General features: G+C 66.9%; 20 protein-coding genes. 5 read left to right on the forward strand and 15 right to left on the reverse strand.

Annotated elements, in window-relative coordinates; all coding sequences use genetic code 11:
• The first annotated feature begins 92 nt into the window (after nt 1-92).
• Entirely contained in the window at nt 93-1055 is a 963-nt protein-coding gene (locus PSPA7_RS08940) for an NAD(P)H-quinone oxidoreductase (RefSeq protein WP_012074962.1), read from the forward strand.
• A 51-nt stretch (nt 1056-1106) separates the two neighbouring features.
• Here the strand turns inward: PSPA7_RS08940 and PSPA7_RS08945 are convergent, their stop codons facing one another.
• Genes PSPA7_RS08945 through PSPA7_RS08970 form a run of 6 tightly spaced genes read right to left on the reverse strand, consistent with a single transcriptional unit; the run spans nt 1107 to nt 6296 of the window.
• Nucleotides 1107-1757: an HAD family hydrolase gene (locus PSPA7_RS08945; protein WP_012074963.1), complete on the reverse strand. Its 651-nt coding sequence runs from the start codon at nt 1755-1757 to the stop codon at nt 1107-1109.
• Nucleotides 1757-2752 (reverse strand): ABC transporter ATP-binding protein, encoded by a 996-nt coding sequence (locus PSPA7_RS08950; protein WP_012074964.1) that lies wholly within the window; start codon nt 2750-2752, stop codon nt 1757-1759. Before PSPA7_RS08950 ends, PSPA7_RS08945 begins: the two co-directional genes overlap by 1 nt.
• A 2-nt stretch (nt 2753-2754) precedes the next feature.
• Entirely contained in the window at nt 2755-3552 is a 798-nt protein-coding gene (locus tag PSPA7_RS08955) for an ABC transporter permease (RefSeq protein ID WP_012074965.1), read from the reverse strand.
• Nucleotides 3539-4378: an ABC transporter permease gene (locus PSPA7_RS08960; protein ID WP_012074966.1), complete on the reverse strand. Its 840-nt coding sequence runs from the start codon at nt 4376-4378 to the stop codon at nt 3539-3541. Before PSPA7_RS08960 ends, PSPA7_RS08955 begins: the two co-directional genes overlap by 14 nt.
• The gene (locus PSPA7_RS08965) at nt 4375-5184 is read right to left on the reverse strand and encodes an alkaline phosphatase family protein (protein WP_003150351.1); all 810 of its coding nucleotides are present in this window, start codon (nt 5182-5184) and stop codon (nt 4375-4377) included. Before PSPA7_RS08965 ends, PSPA7_RS08960 begins: the two co-directional genes overlap by 4 nt.
• 53 nt (nt 5185-5237) lie before the next feature.
• Complete coding sequence (locus PSPA7_RS08970) at nt 5238-6296, reverse strand: ABC transporter substrate-binding protein (RefSeq protein ID WP_012074967.1); 1059 nt, start codon at nt 6294-6296, stop codon at nt 5238-5240.
• Nucleotides 6297-6659: 363 nt separating this feature from the next.
• Between PSPA7_RS08970 and PSPA7_RS08975 the strand changes: the two genes are divergently transcribed.
• Together PSPA7_RS08975 and PSPA7_RS08980 are read left to right on the forward strand one after the other, a co-directional pair.
• Nucleotides 6660-7376 (forward strand): UTRA domain-containing protein, encoded by a 717-nt coding sequence (locus PSPA7_RS08975; protein ID WP_012074968.1) that lies wholly within the window; start codon nt 6660-6662, stop codon nt 7374-7376.
• A gap of 65 nt (nt 7377-7441) precedes the next feature.
• The gene (locus PSPA7_RS08980) at nt 7442-7993 is read left to right on the forward strand and encodes a GNAT family N-acetyltransferase (protein ID WP_003150356.1); all 552 of its coding nucleotides are present in this window, start codon (nt 7442-7444) and stop codon (nt 7991-7993) included.
• An 11-nt stretch (nt 7994-8004) separates the two neighbouring features.
• Here the strand turns inward: PSPA7_RS08980 and PSPA7_RS08985 are convergent, their stop codons facing one another.
• From PSPA7_RS08985 to minC, 5 genes are all read right to left on the reverse strand, one after another.
• Nucleotides 8005-9294, reverse strand: coding sequence for a M18 family aminopeptidase (locus PSPA7_RS08985; RefSeq protein WP_003150358.1), 1290 nt, complete (start codon nt 9292-9294; stop codon nt 8005-8007).
• A 170-nt stretch (nt 9295-9464) separates the two neighbouring features.
• Nucleotides 9465-10100: an RluA family pseudouridine synthase gene (locus PSPA7_RS08990; protein ID WP_012074969.1), complete on the reverse strand. Its 636-nt coding sequence runs from the start codon at nt 10098-10100 to the stop codon at nt 9465-9467.
• Nucleotides 10101-10203: 103 nt separating this feature from the next.
• Nucleotides 10204-10458 carry a cell division topological specificity factor MinE gene (minE, locus tag PSPA7_RS08995; protein ID WP_003091581.1) on the reverse strand — a complete coding sequence of 85 codons (255 nt, stop codon included), beginning with the start codon at nt 10456-10458 and terminating at the stop codon, nt 10204-10206.
• Nucleotides 10455-11270: a septum site-determining protein MinD gene (gene minD / locus PSPA7_RS09000; protein ID WP_003150362.1), complete on the reverse strand. Its 816-nt coding sequence runs from the start codon at nt 11268-11270 to the stop codon at nt 10455-10457. Before minD ends, minE begins: the two co-directional genes overlap by 4 nt.
• A gap of 61 nt (nt 11271-11331) precedes the next feature.
• Complete coding sequence (minC, locus tag PSPA7_RS09005; protein WP_012074970.1) at nt 11332-12123, reverse strand: septum site-determining protein MinC; 792 nt, start codon at nt 12121-12123, stop codon at nt 11332-11334.
• 159 nt (nt 12124-12282) lie between these two features.
• On the opposite strand from minC, the gene PSPA7_RS09010 reads away from it, so the two are divergent.
• Both PSPA7_RS09010 and PSPA7_RS09015 read left to right on the forward strand, forming a co-directional pair.
• Nucleotides 12283-13221 carry a lipid A biosynthesis lauroyl acyltransferase gene (locus tag PSPA7_RS09010; protein WP_012074971.1) on the forward strand — a complete coding sequence of 313 codons (939 nt, stop codon included), beginning with the start codon at nt 12283-12285 and terminating at the stop codon, nt 13219-13221.
• Between the two features lie 67 nt (nt 13222-13288).
• Nucleotides 13289-14458: a patatin-like phospholipase family protein gene (locus tag PSPA7_RS09015; protein ID WP_012074972.1), complete on the forward strand. Its 1170-nt coding sequence runs from the start codon at nt 13289-13291 to the stop codon at nt 14456-14458.
• Between the two features lie 166 nt (nt 14459-14624).
• Here the strand turns inward: PSPA7_RS09015 and PSPA7_RS09020 are convergent, their stop codons facing one another.
• The 4 genes from PSPA7_RS09020 to PSPA7_RS09035 all read right to left on the reverse strand — a co-directional run bounded on the left by PSPA7_RS09020 (nt 14625) and on the right by PSPA7_RS09035 (nt 18174).
• Nucleotides 14625-15482 carry a pirin family protein gene (locus PSPA7_RS09020; RefSeq protein ID WP_003157069.1) on the reverse strand — a complete coding sequence of 286 codons (858 nt, stop codon included), beginning with the start codon at nt 15480-15482 and terminating at the stop codon, nt 14625-14627.
• Between the two features lie 139 nt (nt 15483-15621).
• The gene (gene mlaZ, locus PSPA7_RS09025; protein WP_012074973.1) at nt 15622-16434 is read right to left on the reverse strand and encodes an outer membrane lipoprotein MlaZ; all 813 of its coding nucleotides are present in this window, start codon (nt 16432-16434) and stop codon (nt 15622-15624) included.
• Between the two features lie 3 nt (nt 16435-16437).
• Complete coding sequence (mlaY, locus tag PSPA7_RS09030) at nt 16438-17799, reverse strand: lipid asymmetry maintenance lipase MlaY (RefSeq protein ID WP_012074974.1); 1362 nt, start codon at nt 17797-17799, stop codon at nt 16438-16440.
• A 150-nt stretch (nt 17800-17949) separates the two neighbouring features.
• A complete protein-coding gene (locus PSPA7_RS09035) occupies nt 17950-18174 on the reverse strand; it encodes a DUF2061 domain-containing protein (protein WP_003157072.1) in 225 nt (74 codons plus the stop codon).
• Nucleotides 18175-18257: the final 83 nt, after the last annotated feature.

Raw genomic sequence — 18257 nt, forward strand, 5'->3', positions numbered from 1 at the left:
GGCCTTATTAGCCGGCGCCGGGTTCCCTTGGCGCAATGCAAAAAGCCCGACTCTGGGTGATCGGGCCGTGACAACCCCACTATGGAGGCAGCGTGAACGCATTGCAAGGTATCGAAGGTCGTGTCGAGTGGTCGGAAATCGCCGTCCCGTCCTGCGGCCAGGGCGAAATCCGCATCCGCGTGGCGGCCGCCGGACTCAACCGCGCCGACCTGTTGCAGAAGGCCGGGCTCTACCCGCCGCCGCCCGGCGCCAGCCCGGCGCTGGGGCTCGAGTGCTCCGGAGTGGTCAGCGAGGTGGGCGCGGGCAGCACCTGGCAGGTCGGCGACCGGGTTTGCGCGCTGCTCGCCGGCGGCGGCATGGCCGAGGAAGTGGTGGTGGACGCGCGCCACGTGCTGCCGGTCCCGGCAGGGCTGAGCCTGGCGGAGGCGGCGGGGATTCCGGAGGTCTACGCCACGGCCTGGCTGAACCTGTTCCAGCTGGCGGCGTTGCAGCCCGGCGAGAAGGTGCTGCTGCACGCCGGCGCCAGCGGCGTCGGTTCGGCCGGCATCCAGCTGTGCAAGGCGTTCGGCAATCCCTGCTGGGTCAGCGTCGGCTCCGCCGAGCGCCTGGCCTACTGCGAGTCCCTCGGTGCCGCCGGCGGCGTGCTGCGCAAGCAGAGCCTGGAGTCGCTGCGCGACTTCGCGCCGTTCGACGTGATCCTCGACCCGGTCGGCGCCCGCTATGCGGCGCTCAACCTGGAGCTGCTGCGGCGCGACGGGCGCTGGGTGATCATCGGCCTGATGGGCGGTCGCGAGGCGCAGCTGGACCTGGCGCAACTGCTGGGCAAGCGTATCCAGCTGACGGGGTCGACCCTGCGCACCCGCGACGCCGACTTCAAGGCGCAGCTGATCGCCGAGCTGGGCCTGAAGGTCTGGCCATTGTTCTCCGCCGGGAAACTCCGCGCGCAGTTGGAGCGAACCTTCCCGATCGGCGACGCCGGGGCGGCCTTCGAGGCGCTGGCGAGCAACCAGGTGCAGGGCAAGGTGGTGCTGGTGGTGGATCCGTCACTGGCCTGAGCAGCCAGGTGCCGGAGGCGTGAACCGGGCGCGCTTTCGAGGCGGATTCCGTCAGCGCCAGGCGTGCACCGGCCAGCCCATTTCCTTGGCGTAGGCGAGCAGGGTCGGGTCCGGGTTGACCGTGTTCGGATGGCCGACCAGCTTCAGCAGCGGCAGGTCGTTGCGCGAGTCCGAATAGAACCAGGCGTCGGCCAGCTGGCGATCGTCTCCTTCCAGCAGGTCGAGCAGGCGCAATACCTTGCCTTCGCGATAGGTGAGGGTGCCGAGGGTGCGGCCGGTGTAGTGTCCGTCGAGCACTTCCAGATCGATGGCGAGGACTTCGTCGACGCCGATCCGCGCCGCGATCGGCTTGACCAGGTGCACTCCGGAGGCGGAGACGATCAGCACCCGGTCGTTGGCGCTGCGGTGACGTGCCAGGCAGGCGCAGGCGTCGCTGTAGATCAGCGGCTCGATGACCTCCTCGACGTAGGCTTCCACTTCCCGCTCGATTTCCTCCACGCTGCGGCCGATCAGCGGTTGCAGGGTGTACTCCATGTACAGGTCCATGGACAGCTTGCCTTCGGCGTACTGTTCCATCAGTTCGGCGTCGCGGCGGACGAAGGATTCGTCGACCCAGCCGAGACTCGCCATGCGCTGGCTCCACAGGCTGGAGCAGTCGCCGTGGATCATGGTCTCGTCCAGGTCGAAGATCACCAGGCTCATCAAGCTACCTCTCGAATACTGTTGCGATCGATGACCAGCGTCAGTCGACTGCCGGCCGGATACAGGCGGTCTGCGCTGCGGTTGAGGACGTCGACGGTGAGTTCCACCCCGGCCGCCTCGACGCGGTAACGGATCACGTTGCCGAGCAGACTGTGCGAGCGTACCAGCGCCGGCACGCCTTCGCTCGCTTCGTTGCCCAGGCGCAGGGATTCCGGGCGGATCGCCACCTGCTGCGCGCAGGGCCGGCCGAGCAGGCGGCTGGCCTGTTCGGCGTCGAGCAGGTTGTAGTTGCCGATGAAGCCGGCGGCGAAGGCGTTTTCCGGCGCGGTGTAGAGGGTCTCCGCGTCGCCGCTCTGGACGATGCGCCCGGCGTTCATCAGGACGATGCGGTCGGACAGGGTCAGCGCCTCCTCCTGGTCGTGGGTGACGAATACGGTGGTCAGCCCCAGCTCCTGCTGGATCCGCCGGATCTGTTCGCGCAGGTGCTTGCGGATGCGCGCGTCGAGGGCCGACAGCGGCTCGTCGAGCAACAGCAGGCGCGGCCGGGTCACCAGCGAACGGGCCAGCGCCACGCGCTGGCACTGCCCGCCGGAAAGCTGGTGCGGGTAGCGCGCGGCGTAGTCGCCCAGCTCCACCAGTTCGATGGCTTCGGCAACACGCTTCTGCAGTTCCGCCGCCGGCACCTTCTGCATGCGCAGGCCGAAGGCGATGTTCTGCTGCACGCTCATGTTGGGAAACAGCGCGTAGCTCTGGAACACCATGGCGATGCCGCGCTTCTGCGGCGGCAACGGCACCACGTCCTCGCCGTCGATGAGGATGCGCCCGCCATCGACCTCGGTAAGCCCGGCGATGCAGCGCAACAGGGTGGACTTGCCGCAGCCGCTGGGGCCGAGCAGGGTGACGAACTCGCCGCGGGCGGCGGCGAAGTCGATATCGCGGAAGATGCTGGTGGCACCGTAGCTCTTGTCGAGCTGCTCGACACTGACGAACGACATGATCAGGCCTTGTCCTTGTTCAGTCGGTTGGCCGCCCAGGTCAGGACCAGGACGAACACGAAGTAGGAGACCACCACCGCGCTGGTGTAGTGGCCGCTGCTGTTGCGCATGTTGTTGAGGAATACCTGCAGGGTCTCGTAGCGGGTGCCGACCAGCAGGTTGGCGAAGACGAATTCGCCGATGAGGAAGGAGAACGACAGCAGCAGGGCCACCATCACGCCCTTGCGCAGGTTCGGCAGCACCACCAGCAGCGCGGCTTTCCAGGTGCTGGCGCCGAGCAGGTGGGCGGCATCCATCAGGTCGCGCAGGTTGATCGCCTGCAGGTTGTTGGTGATCGCCCGGTACATGAACGGCAGGGCGATGGTGAAGTAGCAGCCGACCAGCACCCAGGGCGTGCCGATCATTTCCAGCGGTCCGCTGGCGTAGAGCTGCAGCAGGCCTACCGAGGACACGATCGGCGGCACCGCGAAGGGCAGCAGGATGAGCACGTTCATCACCCCGTCCAGGCGCGGGAAACGGTAGTGGATGACGAACATCAGCGGCAGGATCAGCAGCACGCTGAACGCCAGGGCGCCGAAGCAGACCAGCAGCGAGCGGCCGAAGGCCAGCAGGAAGCGCTGGTCGCTCCACAGCGTCAGGTACCACTTCAGGGTCAGGCCGTCGGGCAGCAGGGTCGCCGACCATTGGGTGGCCAGCGAGTAGAGCAGGGTCGCCGCCAGCGGCAGGACCAGGATCAGGAACAGCGCGCAGACCACCAGGCGATGGTAGAGCGCGACGGGACCTCGTTCAGCGCGCGACATGGTAGCTCCTGCGCAGCAGCCATTGGTGGACCAGGGTGATCAGGGTCATCAGGCCGACCAGCACCATGGCCAGGGCGCTGGCCATGTTCGGGTCGGGGAACACGTCGCCGGCGACCAGCGCGCCGATGCGGATCGGGATCACGTTGAAGTTGCCGGTGGTCAGCGAGTACACCGTGGCGTAGGCGCCGAGGGCGTTGGCCAGGAGGATGACGAAGGTACCCAGCAGCGCCGGGGTCAGCACCGGGATGCCGATGTGCCGCCAGTACTGCCAGCCGTTTGCGCCGAGCAGCGCGGCGGACTCGCGCCAGTCCTCGCGCAGGGCATCGAAGGCCGGGTAGAGCAGCATCACTCCGAGGGGAATCTGGAAATAGGTATAGAGGATGATCAGGCCGGTCTTCGAGTAGAGATTGAAGTCGTCGATCCAGCCGGCCTGCTTGAGCAACAGGGTCAGCGCGCCGTTGAAGCCGAGCAGGATGATGAAGGCGAACGCCAGCGGCACCCCGGCGAAGTTGCTGGTCATGTTGGAGAAGGCCATGACGAAGTCGCGCAGGCGGCTGTCGACGTGGCGCAGCGAATGGCTGCCGAGCACCGCGACGAGCAGGCCGAGCAGGCTCGACCAGCCGGCGATCTCCAGGCTGTGGCGGATCGCCTGGCGGTAGAAGGGCGAGCCGAACAGCTCCAGGTAGTTGGCCAGGCTCCAGGCGTCGCTGGCCTTCAGGCTGTTCAGCGCGACCCAGGCCAGCGGCGCTAACTGGAAAATCACGAAGAACGCCGCGAAGGGCAGCAGGAGCAGCAGCGCCAGCCATCTGCCGGATAGTCGTTTCATGAGGCGAGCAGCTCCCGGCAGACGGGCTTGTCGTGTGCGGCGCCGAGGATTTCGCAGAGCGTGCCGCAGAGGTCGGTCTGCAGCGGTTGCGCCAGGTCGTCGCGACTGAAGGCGTCGCCGAAGACGAACAGCGGCACCTCGCGTTCCTCCTCGAGGATGCCGCCGTGGCTGCGGTCCTCGTTCATTCCGTGGTCGGCGGTGATCGCCACCTGGTAGCCGGCCGCCAGCCACTGGTGCAGGTATTCCGACAGCAGCGCGTCGGCGCGCCGCGCGGTGTTGCGATAGACCGCGCTGTCGAGGCCATGCCTGTGCCCGGCGTCGTCGATGTTCATCGAGTGGACCAGCATGAAGTTCGGTGCGTGCCGGCGACGCAGGCTTTCCGCGTCGGCGAACAGGTGCGAGTCCGGATAATGGTCGCTCCAGTAGAAATGTCCGCGCTGGATCGGCAGGGCGCCGTCGTCGGTGTGGCGGTCGCGGGCCGGGTCGAACGGCGCGCGGTTGTACAGCTCGCTGACCCAGTGGTAGGCCGCCGCCGCGGTACTCAGGCCGGCCGCGCGGGCGTAGTGGAACAGGCTCTGCTCCTGGCTCAGGCGCACCACGTCGTTGTGCAGGATGCCGCTATCGATCGGCGGCACCCCGGTGAGGATGCATTCGTAGAGCGGCCGGGACAGCGAAGGCAGCTCGCATTCCAGGCGGTACGACTGGCCGCGGCCGGCGCCGCAGAGGGCCTGGAGATGCCCCATGCAGTCGCGGGCGACGCTGTGGTTGAGGCCGTCCAGCAGGACGAGGATGACGTCGTGGCGCATTCGGGTATCCATCTATGCGGGACGGCCGCCGGCGAGGGCGGCCGCGCTCCGCGTCACTGCATGTTGATGATCACCGCTTCCTGCCACTGCCGCGGCAGGCGCTTGGAGGTTTCCTCCCAGGCCTTGGCGTCCTTGATCGGCTGGGCCTTGGCGTACTGCTCGTTGGGCAGCAGCCGGGCCTTCACGTCGTCCGGCAGGGTCAGGCTCTCGGCGCGGATCGGGCGCGCGTTGCCCTTGGCCAGGTTGATCTGCCCGGCGTCGCTGAAGATGTACTCGCGGGCGAGCTTGGCGGCGTTCGGATGCTTGGCGTACTTGTTGATGATGGTGGTGTAGCCGGAGATCACCGAGCCGTCCGAGGGGATCAGCACCTCGAAGCGCTCCGGGTCGATCTGCTGGCGGTAGCTGAGGCCGTTGAAGTCCCAGACGATGCCGACCTCGACTTCGCCCTTTTCCAGGGTGGCGATCACCGGGTTGGTCAACGACAGGCGCCCCTGCCTGGCGATCTTGCCGAAGAACTCCAGGCCCGGCCCGATGTTCTTCTCGTCGCCGCCGTTGGCGATGGCCGCGGCGAGCACCCCATTGACCGCCTGGGCGGCAGCGCCGACGTCGCCGATGGTTACCTTGTACTTGCCCTGCAGCAGGTCCGCCCAGCTGTGCGGCACGTCCTTCACCAGTTGCTTGTTGACGATGAAGGCGATGGTCCCGGTGTAGGCGAGCGCCCAGTGGCCGTCCTGGTCCTTGGCCCAGGCCGGGATCTGTTCCCAGGTGCTCGGCTTGTATGGCTGGCTGACGCCCTGCTGCACGGCGATGGGACCGAAGGCGGCGCCGACGTCGCCGATGTCGGCGCTGGCGTTGTCCTTCTCGGCCTTGAACTTGGCCAGTTCCTGGGCCGAGCTCATGTCGGTGTCCATATGCTTGAGCCCATACTTGCTCTCAAGATCCTTCCAGGTGTCCTTCCAGTTCGCCCAGCTGTCGGGCATGCCGACGCTGTTGACCTGGCCTTCCTTGCGGGCGGCCTGTTCCAGGGCCTGTAGGTCGGCCTCGGTGGCCAGCGCCAGGCCGCTGCCGAGGGCGATGGCGGTTCCCAGCAGTGAAGCAAGCATGCGTTTCATTCGGTGCTCCTTCGTTCGAGAGATTCGGGCCGGCAGTCTCGGAGTTCTCGTCGCTCCGTGCGGGCAGGCCTGCCGTGGGTGTGGTCTAGATCAGCAAGACCCAGGCCAATCTAGAACCGCTGGATGACGGTTTCATGTCAGCTAGCCGCGCCCGGTATCGCCGCGGCTTGCATCCGCAGAAGCGTAGACCATGCTTAAAGCCCCGGTTCCATGGGGGCGGAAGGGTGCCGGAAGGAGGTGTTGACATGTGTCTGTCACGTCCCGGTCATCTGTGTTTCCTAGCATCGGACGAGCCGGACGCATGGCGCTGGCCGGCGTCGGCGCCCCGCGATGGGGCTGGACTAGACCAAAAGGAAGCAGTGCATGCGTGACGAAGCGCTACCCACCGTAACGGCGATCTGCCGGGCGCTCAGCGAGCAGATCGGCCATGGTCTGCTGCCGGCGGGTGGCAAGCTGCCGGCCGAGCGCAAGCTCAGCGAGCTGTTCGCGACGACCCGGATCACCCTGCGCGAGGCGCTGATCCAGCTGGAGTCGCAGGGTCTGATCTATCGCGAGGAACGCCGCGGCTGGTTCGTCTCCCCCGAGCGGCTGGCCTACAACCCGCTGGTGCGCAGCCACTTCCACGCGATGGTCAGCGAACAGGGGCGGGTGCCGGCCACCGAGGTGCTCTCGGCCCGGCAGATGCCGGCGAGCGCGGCGGTCTGCGAGCTGCTCGGGCTGCCGGCGCTGTCCAGCGTCTACCAGATCCGCCGGGCGCGGCGGGTGGACGGGCGGCTGGTGCTGTATGTCGAGCACTACCTGAACGCGCAGTACTTCCCCGGAATCCTCGGCCACGACCTGACCCGCTCGCTGACCGAGCTCTATGCCAGCGAGTACGGTATCCACTATGGGCGGGTGCGTTTCGACATGGTGCCCACAGCGCTGCATGCCGAGGCCGCGGCGCCGCTGAAGGTGGCCGTGGGCAGCCCGGCCCTGCGCATCAGCCGGATCAACCGTGACCAGCGTGGTCGGCTGATCGACTGCGACCTGGAGTTCTGGCGCCACGATGCCATCCATATCAGCGTCGAGGTACCGCAGTAACGCCACGCGTCGACGACCTGCGGCGTCTTCTGCGAGGATGGGGCGCCGGGAAAAGGAGCCCTCGCATGTTCATACTGCCGATTTCGTCCGACCTGCACCTGGAGCTGCTCGACCAGCCGCGCGCGGAGGAACTGTTCCGCCTGGTGCGTGCCAACAGCGAGCACCTGGCGCCCTGGATGCCGTGGGTGCCGCTGACGCAGAGCGCGGACGATACCCGCCGTTTCATTGGCGAAGGCCAGCGGTTGTGGGCGGAGCGCAGGAGCTGCCGCTGCGGGATCGTCGAATCCGGATGCCTGGTCGGCGTCATCGACCTGCACGACTTCACCGAGGACAGCCGCAGCGCCAGCATAGGCTACTGGCTGGCGGCGTCCGCACAAGGACGCGGGCTGCTCGCCAGCGCGCTGGGGAAGACGATCGAACTCGGTTTCCTTGGCTACGACCGGCAGCGCCTGGTGATCCGCTGTTCCACCGAGAACCGGCGCAGCCAACGCGCCGCCGAGCGCCAGGGCTTCCGGCGCGACGGAGTGATCCGGGCCAACGAGATCATCGCCGGGCGTGCCCATGACCATGCGATCTACACGCTGTTGCGCAGCGAATGGCGCGCTGCGCACGCCTGAGTGGCTGGCGGTCAGGGCAGCTCGCTGCTGGCGTAGAAGGCGCCGAGCACCTTGACCAGGTGAGCCAGGTCGTGGCTGCCGGCGAGCTCGCGGATCGAGTGCATGGCGAAGGTCGGCAGGCCGATGTCGACGGTGCGCACGCCGACCTGGCTGGCGGTGATCGGGCCGATGGTCGAGCCGCAGCCCATGTCGCTGCGGGTCACGAAGCTCTGCACCGGCACTTCGCTGTCCTGGCAGAGGTGGCGGAAGAAGCCGGCGGTTTCGCTGTTGGTGGCGTAGCGCTGGTTGCTGTTGATCTTGATCACCGGACCGCCATTCAACGCCGGGCCGTGGTTGGCGTCGTGCCTGTCGGCATAGTTCGGGTGTACGCCGTGGGCGTTGTCGGCCGAGACCAGCAACGAGCGCTGGATTGCCCGGCTGAAGGCGTCGCCTTCCGGCAGCAGGCGGCGCAGCACCTGCTCGAGGAACGGACCATCGGCGCCGCAATGCGAACAGGAACCGACCTCTTCGTGATCGGTGCAGACCAGGATGCAGTTCTCGTCGCCCTCGGCGTTGAGCAGGGCTTCCAGGCCGGCATGGCAGGACAGCAGGTTGTCCAGGCGCGCCCCGGCGATGAATTCGTCGTTGAGACCGATCACCGCGGCGGACTGGGTGTCGTAGAACGACAGCTCGTAGTCCAGCACCACGTCGGCGGTGATGCCGTGCTCGCGCAGCAGCTGTTCGTCGAGCAGCAGGCGGAAGTCGGCGGCCTCGCCCGGCGCCAGCTGGGCGATGATCGGCGGCAGTTCGTTCTGCGCGTTGATCGGCCAGCCTTCGTTGGCGGCGCGGTTGAGGTGAATGGCCAGGTTGGGGATCACTGCGATCGCCTTGCGGAAGTCGACCAGGCGGCTTTCCAGCTTGCCGTTGGCGCGGAAGGTCACCCGGCCGGCCAGCGACAGGTCGCGGTCGAACCAGGGGGCGAAGAGGGCGCCACCGTAGACCTCGACGCCGAGCTGGAGGAAGCCGTTGCGGGCGATCTCCGGGTTCGGCTTGACCCGCAGGCAGGGGCTGTCGGTGTGCGCGCCGACCAGGCGGAAGCCGCTTTCCAGCGGCGAGCGGCGACCGAGGCGGATGGCGATCAGCGAGGAGTCGTTGCGGGTCACGTAGTAGCGCCCGCCGGCCTCGGTGTGCCAGGCATCGCGCTCGTCGAGGCGACGGTAGCCGGCGGCCTCCAGGCGGCGGGCGAGGCTGGCGGTGGCGTGGAAAGGCGTGGGCGAGGCCTTGAGGAAATCGATCAGGCCCTGGTTGAGTTCTGCGCGCATAGGGGCTCCGGACGGCAATCCATGCAGTCTATCGTATTGTCCGACGGGGTTCAGGTCGTTGGCGGCGGGGCCGGCCAGGAAAAGCGGAAGTTGGTCGTTGTATGGCAAAGCGGGTCCCGGAAATCGGCGGGCGCTGCCCGGCCAAAGCCGGGTGGCGTCGCGTGGAGGGCTCAGAACGGTGCCGCTGACTCGAAGCGCAGGCGTTCGCCGCTCCGCGGATGGGTCAGGCACAGCAGGCTGGCGTGCAGGCACAGGCGGTCGTGGGCGGCCAGGGCCTCGGGGTTGGCGTAGAGGCGGTCGCCGAGCAGCGGATGGCCGATGGAGAGCATGTGCACGCGCAACTGGTGAGAGCGGCCGGTGATCGGCGTCAGCTCGACCCGGCTCCAGCGCTCGTGGCGCTCCAGCACGCGCCAGAAGGTCAGGGCGTGGCGGCCGTGCTCGAAGTCCACCACGTGGCGCGGCTTGGTCGGCGGGTCGTAGCGCAGCGGCAGTTCGATGCGCCCGCTGTCCAGTTCCGGCAGGCCCCAGCAAAGGGCGGTATAGGCTTTCTCGGTCTCGCGGTCGTGGAACTGGCGGGACAGCTCGCGGTGGCTGTCGGCGTCACGGGCGAGCACCATCAGGCCGGAGGTTTCCCAGTCCAGGCGATGCACGATGCGGGCCTCGGGGTAGCCGTTTTCCTGCAGGCGGGTAACCAGGCAATCCTTGTTGTCGTCGGCGCGGCCGGGTACCGACAGCAGCAGGGTGGGTTTGTCGACCACCAGCAGGGCGTCATCCTGGTGAACGATGCGGATCTGGGACAGCGGCATAGCGAACGGGCTCATCGCCGGGAGGCGGCAGGGGACCTGGCGGGCAGGCCCGGTGAAACGACTGCGGCGGCCAGTGGCCGCCGCAGTATGGACCCCGCGCGAATCAACGATCCGGCAGGGTGATGTTGAGTTCCAGGATCGAGCAGTTGCCCTGGTTCTCCAGTTCGACCTGGATCTGCTCCTGGTCGATCGGCACGTACTTGCGGATCACTTCCAGCAGGTCTTTCTGCAGCTGGGGCAGATAATCCGGCTGCGCGCGCTGGCCACGTTCGTGGGCAACGATGATCTGCAGTCGTTCTTTCGCGATGGAAGCGCTGTTCTGCGATTTCCGGCTGCGAAAGAAGTCTAAAAGGCTCATTCACGTCCTCCGAACAGTCTTTGCAGGAATCCTTTCTTCTGCACATCGAGGAATCGATGCGGTATTTCCTTGCCGAGCAGGCGGTCGACGGCGTCGCTGTACGCCTGGCCGGCGTCGCTCTGCTCGTCGAGGATCACCGGCACGCCCTGGTTGGACGCCTTGAGCACGGCCTGGGATTCCGGGATCACCCCGAGCAGGCGGATGGCGAGGATCTCCTCGACGTCGTCGACGCCGAGCATCTCGCCCTTGGTGACGCGCTCGGGGTTGTAGCGGGTCAGCAGCAGGTGTTCCTTGATCGCCTCCTCGCCCTTCTCGGCGCGCTGCGACTTGCTCGCCAGCAGGCCGAGCATGCGGTCGGAGTCGCGCACCGAGGAAACCTCCGGGTTGGTCACGACGATCGCCTCGTCGGCGAAGTACATGGCCAGGTGGGCGCCTTTCTCGATGCCCGCCGGGGAGTCGCAGATGATGTATTCGAAGTCCTTGCGCAGTTCGGCCATGACTTTCTCGACGCCTTCCTTGGTCAGGGCGTCCTTGTCACGGGTCTGGCTGGCGGCCAGGACATGCAGGTTTTCGAGGCGCTTGTCCTTGATCAGGGCCTGGGTGAGGGTGGCCTCGCCGTTGACGACGTTGACGAAGTCGTACACCACGCGGCGTTCGCAGCCCATGATCAGGTCGAGGTTGCGCAGGCCGACGTCGAAGTCGACGATGACGGTCTTGAAACCGCGCAAGGCCAGGCCGGTGCCGATCGCTGCGCTGGTGGTGGTTTTACCGACGCCACCCTTACCGGAAGTGACTACGAGAATTTTGGCCAAGGTGATTCACCCCAATGAAAAACGTAAGAATTCTGGTCCCTGAAAGTGGCGGCAGTATCCGTTAAAGGCGGGTGATGTTCAACACGTCACCCGACAGGCTGACGTGCACCGCCTTGCCCCACTGCGGGCTGCGTCGCAGGTCCTCCGCGACCTTGTAGTTACCGGCGATGGAGACCAGTTCGGCGGCCAGTTGCTGGCAGAAGATCCGTGCCGTGGCATCGCCTTTGACACCGGCCAGCGCGCGTCCGCGCATCGGGCCGTACACATGGATGTTGCCGTCGGCGAGAAGTTCCGCGCCGGGACTCACCGCGGCCAGCACGATCAGGTCACCGCCGGCGGCATAGATCTGCATGCCGCCGCGTACCGGGGTCTTCACCACCTTGGTCGGACGGCTGGCGGGTTCGGCGGGCTTCTCTTCCGGCTTGGCCGGCTCGGGCCTGGGTTCCCCGGCGCTCGGCCGGACCTCTTCGGCGGGCTTGCGCGGGGCGCTGTCCTTGATGTCCAGCGGCCGTTCGCGGGCGCCGGACGGCGGCAGCACCGGCAGGTCGAGGGCCTGGGCGGCGGCGATGTCTTCCTCGCGTCCGGCGCGGATCGCCAGGGTGCGCAGGCCATGGCGGCGGCAGACTTCGAGGAGCGCCGGCAGGTCCAGGCGGCCTTCGCCCTCGGGCAACTTGTCGAGGGCCATGACCAGGGGGGTATCGCGGAAGAAGTTCGGCGCCTGCGCCACCTTGTCGGCGAGTTGCCGCTCGAGCCTCGCCAGGTCGTTGTGCGCCAGTTCGAGGATGGTCACCGCGAGCATGCTGCCCTTGAGCTGGAATACGGGGTCTTGATCGAGGAGGTCGGCTTGGCTCATGGGGCTTGTCGGTCGTTGAATTGCAGGGACTTATAACGAGAACACCGGATGCCCGCAAGCGTGGCAGATAGCCGGGCCGGCCTCGATCGGCGACGCGGCGTCCCGCCGGGGCGGCGGGCAGGGTAGAATGGCGGGCTTTGATCGTCGCCGGAACCGTCCATGGATCGCCCCCGTTTCTCCACCGCCTTCCTCCATCCCCGCTACTGGCCGCTCTGGCTCGGCCTGGGGCTGCTCTGGCTGGTGGTGCAGTTGCCGTATCCCGTCCTGCTGGCGCTCGGCCGCGGCCTGGGGGCGCTGATGTACCGCTTGGTCGGCTCGCGCCGGGAAATCGCCGCGCGCAATCTCGAACTGTGCTTTCCGGAAAAGTCGCCGGCCGAGCGCGAGCGCTTGCTGAAGGAGAACTTCGCCTCCAGCGGCATCGCCTTCTTCGAGATGGCCATGAGCTGGTGGTGGCCGAAGGCGCGCCTGGCGCGCCTGGCCCATATAGAAGGCCTGGAACACCTGCGCGAGGCCCAGGCGAAGGGCGAGGGGGTGATCCTCATGGCCCTGCATTTCACCACACTGGAGATCGGCGCGGCGCTGCTCGGCCAGGTGCACACCATCGACGGCATGTACCGCGAGCATGGCAACCCGGTGTTCGACTACGTCCAGCGTCGTGGCCGCGAGCGGCACAACCTCGACGCCACCGCCATCGAGCGCGAGGACGTGCGCGCCATGCTCAAGGTGCTGCGCGCTGGCCGGGCCATCTGGTATGCGCCGGACCAGGACTACGGCGCCAAGCAGAGCCTGTTCGTGCCGCTGTTCGGCATCCCGGCGGCCACCGTCACCGCCACCACCAAGTTCGCCCGCCTGGGCCGGGCGCGGGTGTTGCCGTTCACCCAGAGCCGCCTGGCCGACGGCAGTGGCTACCGGCTGACCATCCACCCGCCGCTGGAGGACTTCCCCGGCGAGAGCGAGGAAGCCGATTGCCTGCGGATCAACCAGTGGGTCGAGCGTTGCGTGCGCCAGCAGCCCGAGCAGTACCTGTGGGCGCACCGGCGTTTCAAGACCCGCCCGCAAGGCGAAGCCAGGCTCTATCCGAAACGGCGCAAGCGCTGAGGACGGGCATTCCGGACGTGCGCGGGGTCTGGCTATACTCGCCGCAGTTCATGACGGAAGCCCCGCTGTGTCCGATCCCCTTGCCCCACGTCCGCCGCTCACCGGCCTGATCCTTTCCGGCGGCGGCGCCCGCGCGGCCTACCAGGTCGGCGTCCTGGCCGCCATCGCCGACCTGCTGCCGGACAGCGCCGGCAATCCCTTCCCGGTCATCGTCGGTACCTCCGCCGGCGCCATCAACGCCGTTGGCCTGGCTTGCGGCGCCCTGCAATTCCGCCAGGCGATCCAGCGCCTGACCGCGGTCTGGCAAGGCTTCCGCACCGATCATGTCTATCGCAGCGACTGGCCGGGCGTGACCCGCCAGGCCGCGCGCTTCCTCGGCCACAGCCTGCTCGGCCTGGGTCGGCGGGTGCCGGTGGCGCTGCTGGACAACCGTCCGTTGCACGAACTGCTGGCGCGCGAACTGGATTTCTCCGGAATCCACGCGGCGGTACGCCAGCGCCAGTTGCGCGCGGTGGCGGTGACCGCGTTCGGCTATGACTCGGGACAGGCGGTGACCTTCTACCAGGGGCGAGCGACCATCGATCCCTGGATACGCCATCGGCGCCTGGGCATTCCCACCCGTCTCGAACTTCGGCATCTGCTGGCCAGCGCGGCGATCCCGCTGTTGTTCCCGCCGGTGCGGATCAACCGCGAATACTTCGGTGACGGCGCGGTGCGTTCCCAGGCGCCGATCAGTCCGGCGTTGCACCTGGGGGCCTCGCGGGTGCTGGTGATCGGCGTCAGCGGCAACCCGGCCACTGGCGGCGACAGTGCCATGACCGGCCTGCCACCCTCCGATCGACCGCCGAGCCTGGCGCAGATCGGCACGCACCTGCTGAACAGCACCTTCATCGATAGCCTGGAAGGCGATATCGAGCAGTTGCAGCGCATGAACCAGATCGGCCATCTGGTCGGGCCCGAGGTGCGCCACCAGGTGGGCGGGCTGGAGCCGGTGGAGGTATTGCTGGTCTCGCCAAGCCGTCCTCTGGACGAGATCGCCGCGCGGCACTACCGGGAGCTGTCGCGGGTACTGCGGCTTTTCCTGCGCGGTCCCGGCGCGACCCGTGCCAGTGGGGCGGGGGTATTGAGCTACCTGTTGTTCGAGCGCGGCTATTGCAGCGAACTGATCGAACTCGGCTACCACGATGCGATGGGCAAGCGGGCGGAACTGGAGCGCTTCCTGCGGATCGAGCGGTAAACCCGCTCGATTGCCCAGGGTGGGCGAACGGCGCGCTGTCCCCGCCGTCACTGCGAGGATGCTGCGGATAACCGCCAGGCAGCTAGGCGCGGGTATCTGGGTATCTGAGTATCTGGGTGCGGCGGCAGGTGGGAAAAGCCGCCCCGGAGGGCGGCTCGCGCAAGGCTCAGACGGCCAGGACACCGTCGCGGTAGTCGCGCAGCGCCTGCTCGATCTCCTCGCGGCTGTTCATCACGAACGGGCCGTACTGGACGATCGGTTCGCGCAGCGGCTTGCCGGCGAGGACCAGCACGCGGGCGCCGGTGTCGCTGCGCAGGCTCAGCTCGCCTTGCTCGGAGAGGCGCGCCAGGCGGTTGGTGGCGACTTCCACCGGCCGTTCGCCTTCCACCGTCAGGCTGCCTTCGTAGACGTACAGCAGCACGCGGTGGCCATCCGGCAGGCGCGGGGCGATACGGCCGCCGGCGGGCAGCTGCAGGTCGTAGTAGTGCGGCTCGGTGTCCGGCCGCTCGACGGCGCCGGCCTGTTGCAATTGTCCGTCGTCGAAGCGCCCGGCGATCACGGTGACCTTCACCCCGCCGGCGGTTTCCAGGCGCGGCACGTCTTCCGGCTCGATATCGCGATAGCCGGCCGGGGCCAGCTTGTTCTTCGCCGGCAGGTTGACCCACAGCTGGAAGCCGCGCATCGCACCTTCCACCTGCTCCGGCATCTCGCTGTGGATGATGCCGTGGGCGGCGGTCATCCACTGCACGCCGCCGGGCTTGAGCAGGCCGCGATTGCCGAGGTGGTCCTCGTGGCGCATGCGTCCTTCGAGCATGTAGGTCACGGTCTCGAAGCCGCGGTGCGGGTGCGAGGGGAAGCCGGCGACATAGTCGTCCGGGTTCTGCGTATCGAACTGGTCGAGCATCAGGAACGGATCGAAGCGTTCCGGGGACGGACCGCCGATCACGCGGGTCAGGCGGACGCCGGCGCCATCGGAGGCGGGGTGGCCGGTATGCAGTTCGAGTACATCACGGTAGCGGGTCATGGGGACCTCCTGGTTCGTGTATGGCTCGATGATAGTCCTCTTTAGTCGATATATGGTTGCGAGTTTTATGTGATTCCTATCGATTAATTGGATGATTAGAGATAAAAGAAACCGCCGCACGGGGCGGCGGTTCTTCGTCTCACTCGGCGATCTGCAGCTTGCGCGCCTCGGTATAGATGTAGCGCAGTTTCTCGTACTCGAACGGCGAGTTCATCTGGCCGTAGCGGAAGCTGGTGTTGTAGCGCTTGTCCACCACGCGCAGGGCGGTGATCTCCGGATGGTCGCCGCTGGCCTGCGGCACGTTGAGGTAGTTCACCTGGTACTCGCCGACGTAGTCCACCACCAGCCCGCCGGTGTCACGCAGGTTGGACGGGCCGAGGATCGGCAGCATCAGGTAGGGACCGCTGCCCACCCCGTAGTAGCCGAGGGTCTGGCCGAAGTCCTCGCTGCGCTTGTGCAGCCCCATCCTGGTCGCCGGATCCCACAGGCCGAGCACGCCGAAGGTGGTGTTGAACAGCAGGCGCGCGGTGGTTTCCATCGCTGCCTTGCCCTTCAGCTGGGCGAGGTTGTTCAGCAGGTTGGGCACGTCGCCCAGGTTGTCGAAGAAATTGCTCACGCCGCTGCGGACGAAGTGCGGGGTCACGTATTCATAGCCACGCACCACCGGCAGGAACACCCACTCGTCGAAGCGGTAGTTGAAGTGGTAGACCCGGCGGTTCCAGGATTCCCAGGGGTCGTACATGTTCAGAGCGTCGAGGGTGGCGCGCTCGAACTCGCGCTGGTCGAGGCCGGGGTTGAACTTGAGCTGGTCCAGCGGACGGCTGAAGCCGTCGCCGTCGAGTTGGCGCGGCGGCAGTTCGACCGGCGCGGTCGGGGTGTCGGCGGCGTTGGCCTGAGCGCTGGCGGCGCCGGTCAGCAGCAGGGCGAACATCCAGTGTGCGGTACGGGTCATCGATCAGTTTCCTGCCTGCTGGGTGGGCGTCGCGCTGGCGACCTGGGTCTGTCCGGCGGCGGGCGTGGCGAAGAAGTTCAGCATGTCCTGCGCGTTGACCTTGTAGTTGAGGTTGCCGCAATGGCCGCCATAGGGGTAGACGGTCAGGCGTTCGCCGAAGGTGCGGCGGAGGAAGCCGAGGTCGCCAGGACCGAGGATGACGTCGTCGGCGTTGTGCATCACGGCGAGCTTCGGGCTGTCATGCAGGTAGTCCTGCAGTTTGTACAGGCTGACCTGGTTGACCAGCTGGGTCAGGCTGCCGCCATCGTAGCGGGCCCGCCACATGGGGATCAGCTGTTCGGTCATGTAGCACTCGAAGTCGCATTGCAGGGCGCGCTTGAAGAACGGCTCCAGGCTGGTGCCCTCGTTGATCGGGTAGTTCGGCGGAGTGATCAGACCGCGCCGGTTGACCAGGTCCGAGGTGAAGGCGATGTCGGCGGCGGAGAAGCGGAACGAGGTGCCGATCAGCATCGCCATCTCCTCGTTGCTCAGGCGCTGCTTCGACTGCTGGAAGTCGTAGAGCATGGCGTCGTTGATGTCGACGTAGCCCTTCTGTCGGAAATAGCGGGTCAGCTTGCCCAGCACCACCTCGTAGAAGGTGCGCGAGTCGGTGATGCCCTTGACCTGGGTTTCCACCAGCTTGTCCAGGTTGCTTACCGAGGTGTAGAGGTTCACTGGCGGATTGAGCAGCAGGACTTTCTTGAAATTGAAGCTCTGCCGGCTTTCGTCGAGGTGGCTGACGAAGGCCGCGTTGAGCGCGCCGAGGCTGTAGCCGGTGAGGTAATAGTCGGTCACCGGGAGGTCGCGTTGCTGTGCGCGCACCGCCTGCATCACCCGGTACAGGTCGTCGGCGTCGTCGCTGGAAAAGCCCGGGGTGGCGAAGCGCGAGGCGCCGGCCATGAAGTCCCAGCTGGTCGGCGAGGACAGCTGCACCACGTGGTAGCCGGCCTGGTAGAAGAGTTTCTTCAGGTATTCCGGGAAGCTGCTGGCATAGTGCGCGCCGGTCCCGGCGATGATGAAGATCAGCGGCGCCGCGTGGTCCTGGCGGGCCAGGCGGTAGCGCAGCTTCTTCACCGGCCAGAAGTTGTCCGGCAGGGCGAATTCGCGCTCCGGGCGCAACTTCAGGCTGTAATCCTTCTGGTCGATGTCCTCGCTGTGCGGCAGCTCGGGACGCAGCTCCGGCGGCGTGGTGGCGATGGTCGCCTCGAACGGGTTGGTCAGCGGGTAGCCGTAGCTGGCGGCATCCACGTCCCGGGCCTGCGCCAGGCTGGCGCAACCGAGGGCGAGGCCGCCGAGCAGGGCAGCGAAACGGAGGAAGTGGGGCATCGAGGAGGTCCCTTCGAGGGAAAAAGTACTGAGTGAATATACTGCCGTTATGACAACTGCAAGCTTCACTAGTGCAGTGGGTTATTGCAGCCGGCGATTCAATCGGGCTTTTCCCCGCTTCCGTGCCCCTCCAGCGCAGCCGTCGCCGGTTCAGGCGTGGCGGTGCAGCCAGCCGTGGGCGGTGCTGGTCGGGCGCGCCGCGCCGTCCTTCTCGAAGCGTTTCCAGATCTTCTCGTGGAAGTAGAAACCGACCGAATTGCACAGCGGCTCGACCGCCGCCACCAGTCCGCCGACCGCGACGCTGCCGGTCAGCGCATAGGCCACGCTGAAGGCGATCATGAAGTGCATGACGGTGAAGGTCAGGGTCTTGAGCATGGTGGCTCTCCTTTAACGAGAATCATTCCTCTTTGTCGCAAAGACTATCCGGGCGCCCGGCCTGGCGGAAATCGCTCTGTCCA

The organism is Pseudomonas paraeruginosa PA7, from assembly GCF_000017205.1.
In the GTDB taxonomy this organism is placed as follows: domain Bacteria; phylum Pseudomonadota; class Gammaproteobacteria; order Pseudomonadales; family Pseudomonadaceae; genus Pseudomonas; species Pseudomonas paraeruginosa.